The following is a 3,416-nucleotide window of genomic DNA, read 5'->3' on the forward strand; positions in this document are numbered from 1 at the left end:
ACCCTTGATCCTGATGCACTATATAAGGGTTTGAATTGATGCTGAGAATCGGACGGATTGACTACGCAAACTGCACCCCACTGTTTATGCAGTTGGAAAAAACACTGTCCGGCGAGACAACCACCATTGTGCATGGTGTGCCAGCAAGCCTTAATGCCAAGCTGGCTAACGGTGAGATTGATATCTGTATTTCTTCTTCAATTGAATTTTCGCGCCATGCAGATGAATATGCCATTCTGCCAGGCCATTGTATCGGTTCTGTTGGTCCCGTTAAAAGTGTGCTGTTTTTTACCACCCGTCCGGCTGAGGAGCTGGCTGGCCAACAGCTGCTGGTGACCAGTGAATCGGCAACATCGGTTGTGCTGCTTCAGATTTTACTGGCTAAGCGCTGGGGGGGGCTGTCCGGTTGTTCTTTGCAAACAACGTCCCTGCCGTGGCAGGAAGCATTGCAGCAGTCTCCCGGACTACTGTTGATCGGTGATCGTGCTTTGCAGGCGGCATCCGGCAGTGCCGGTGTCTACTGTTACGACCTTGGCCAGGAGTGGATGGGGCTGACTGGTCTGCCCTTTGTCTATGCACTCTGGCTGATTAACCGGACTTCATCTGCAGGAAAAGAAGGCGCATTAACTCAGTTCAGTCAGCTGCTGGAGCAGGCCCGCGAGCGGATTATACCTGATGCCGAGCTGCTTGCTGCAGAGGCCCCGGAAGCTGCCTGGGTCGGTGTCCAGCCACTGGCTGATTACTGGCGCAATGCCATTACCTATCAGTTGGACGAGGCTCATCTGGCTGGCCTTGACCGTTTTTATCAACTGGCAGCAGAGTTGGGTTTGATAACGTCAAGACCGCAGCTGAAATTCTTTCCCTCATGACACCCGCACCTTCTCAAACAAACAGTGCATCCCCTGATGCTAACTGGTTTGACTCGCTCTCGCGCTTGATTCAGCCTGATGGACGTAATCGTTCTATTGGGGAGCGACTGGTGGAACAGTGCGTGCGTGTTTCATTAATGGTTAAGTTGCGCTGGGCTATGCTGGCTGCGTTGTTCTGCTACGTGCTACTTGCTGAACTGCTGCTTGCCCCGGATGTGGATCTGCCTGTTTTTCACCCCGAACAATGGAGTTTTTCGCTTAAAGCTGCAGCTGTATTTTTTGCAATTGTCTTTCCGCTGACCTCTCTCCCCTGTAGTGTCTGGAAAAATTGTCGTTTGGTAATCTATCTGCAGGTGCTGGTTGATCTTCTGTTTGTCACTGCAGCAATTCACTGGAGTGGTGGCGTGGTCAGCTGGTTGTGGCCGGCCTATCTGTTGGTTTCTCTGGAGTCCGCCTTTCTGTTTGAAAAAAAACGGGAGGTCTGGGGGATCGGCATGATCGGGGCAGCCCTGTATGGTCTGCTGCTTTTGGCTGAACAGCTTGATTTTATAGCAACGATCAGGATGCCGTTTATGGAGGATGAAAGCCCCAGTATTCTGTTTGAGTTGCTCATGTGGCTTTGGGTTGCCGGGGTTAATACCGTGGTATCATTTTTTGGCGCCTTCCTGATGGATAAGATTCGCTCTGATCATCAGAAGGTCAAGCAAAGTGAGGAGGCCCTGACCGGCTTTATCAGTACTGCCCACGACCTTATTTTTTGCTGCCGTCAGGATGGAACTCTGTTGTATCTGAATCAGGTGGGGCAGGATATGATTGGTCCACTGGAGACGTTGTCCGATGATGCCAGCCTGTTCAGTCTAACCGATGAGGAAGGTAAGGGGCTACTGGCGCGCCAGTTTGAAAAAGTAACACGACGGATAGATGTCGGACACTTCGAGATGCGCCTGGTCTCTCCGGTTGCCGGCAGAGCACTGGATCTGGAAGTGAGCCTTTCAACCTGCTGCAAAGATGTGCCGGATCAGATGATCTGGGGCGTTTGTCACGATATTACGGAGCGGAATCTGGCCCAGCGTGAGCTGATCAAGCTGGCCCACCACGATGTGCTGACCGGGCTGCCAAACCGGATATTGCTGCATGATCGACTGCAACAGGCCCGGGCCCTTGCCCATCGGATGCATTCCCGTTTTGCATTGCTGTTTCTTGATATGGATCGCTTCAAGATCATTAATGATACTTTGGGACACGCGGTGGGAGATGATCTGCTTAGGATGATTGCCCACCGTCTCAAGGGCTGCTTCCGTGAGACGGATACGGTGGCCCGGATTGGTGGCGATGAGTTTGTTGTACTGATGTTGAATGTTGCTGATCGGGAGGATATCAGTTTACTGTGTGACAACCTGCTTGTTGAGCTTGCCCAGCCGTTCATGATTCGCAATCATGAGCTGTTTGTAACCACCAGCGGTGGTATCTGCACCTACCCAGATGATGAGGATGATGTTGAGACCATGATGCAGAAGGCGGATATCGCCATGTACCATGCCAAAGCACTGGGGCGGAACAACATCCAGTTCTATAACGATAGTATGGATCAAAATGCATCCCGTCGTTTCACCATTGCCAATTCCATACGACGTGGCCTTGATCGTGGTGAATTCCGGCTCTACTACCAGCCCAAGCTGGATGTCTCAAGTGACCGTATTGTTGCCACAGAGGCATTGGTGCGCTGGCAGCATCCTGAGTTGGGTCTGCTGGCACCAACCGAATTTATCCAGTTGGCAGAAGAGAGCGGTCTGATTGTTGATCTTGGTGAATGGGTGTTACGGGAGGCTTGCCGTCAAAACATGGCCTGGCATCAGGGTGGCATGCAGGGCTTGCGGGTTGCGGTGAATCTCTCCGGCTATCAGCTGCAGCATAGCCGTCTGGTTGAAACGGTTCGTACCATCCTTGATGAAACAGGTTTGCCCGGTGAACTGCTTGAATTTGAAATCACCGAGAGTGTGATTATGCAGAACCCTGATTATGCAGTTGAGGTGCTGAATGAGATATCCAGTCTGGGAATTCATATTTCGATTGATGATTTTGGTACCGGCTATTCATCGCTGTCGCACTTGAAACGTTTCAGCGTGAATACCTTGAAGATCGATAAATCATTTGTGCGGGATGTGGAGAGCAACTCCACTGATGCAGCGATCGCCTCGGCAATTATTGCCATGGGCAGTAGCCTGAACCTGAAGGTGATTGCTGAAGGGGTTGAAACAAAGGAACAGATGGATTTCTTACGGGATAATAACTGTGACCAGGTACAGGGGTTTCTGATCAGTCGTCCATTGCCGGCGGATCAGGCCTTAAAGGTGTTGCGTCAGAAATGCATTGGTGAACTGGTTCAAGGGCATGCGGTCTTGAAGGAAATGTAGTCGGCCAGTATCCGGGCATGATCAAAACAGAGTGGGGAGGGGAGCTGCTCTGGAAGAAACAAGGCAAGCTCTTCAGCATCATCAGCAGCCTGGGGCGTACCGCTTGCCTGGGCCAGATAGACTGTCGTAATGG

Annotated in this window: 2 protein-coding genes; both read left to right on the forward strand. The window is 51.5% G+C overall.

The genetic code is table 11. From position 1 onward, the window contains the following. Positions 1–38 precede the first annotated feature (38 nt). Positions 39–869 carry a menaquinone biosynthesis protein gene (locus OEL57_RS15480; protein WP_300741699.1) on the forward strand — a complete coding sequence of 277 codons (831 nt, stop codon included), beginning with the start codon at positions 39–41 and terminating at the stop codon, positions 867–869. Beyond that, a complete protein-coding gene (locus OEL57_RS15485) occupies positions 866–3,283 on the forward strand; it encodes a putative bifunctional diguanylate cyclase/phosphodiesterase (protein WP_300741700.1) in 2,418 nt (805 codons plus the stop codon). The genes OEL57_RS15480 and OEL57_RS15485 overlap by 4 nt, the downstream gene beginning before the upstream one ends. Positions 3,284–3,416 lie beyond the last annotated feature (133 nt).

It is taken from the genome of Trichlorobacter sp. (genome assembly GCF_030247655.1).
Classification (GTDB): domain Bacteria; phylum Desulfobacterota; class Desulfuromonadia; order Geobacterales; family Pseudopelobacteraceae; genus Trichlorobacter.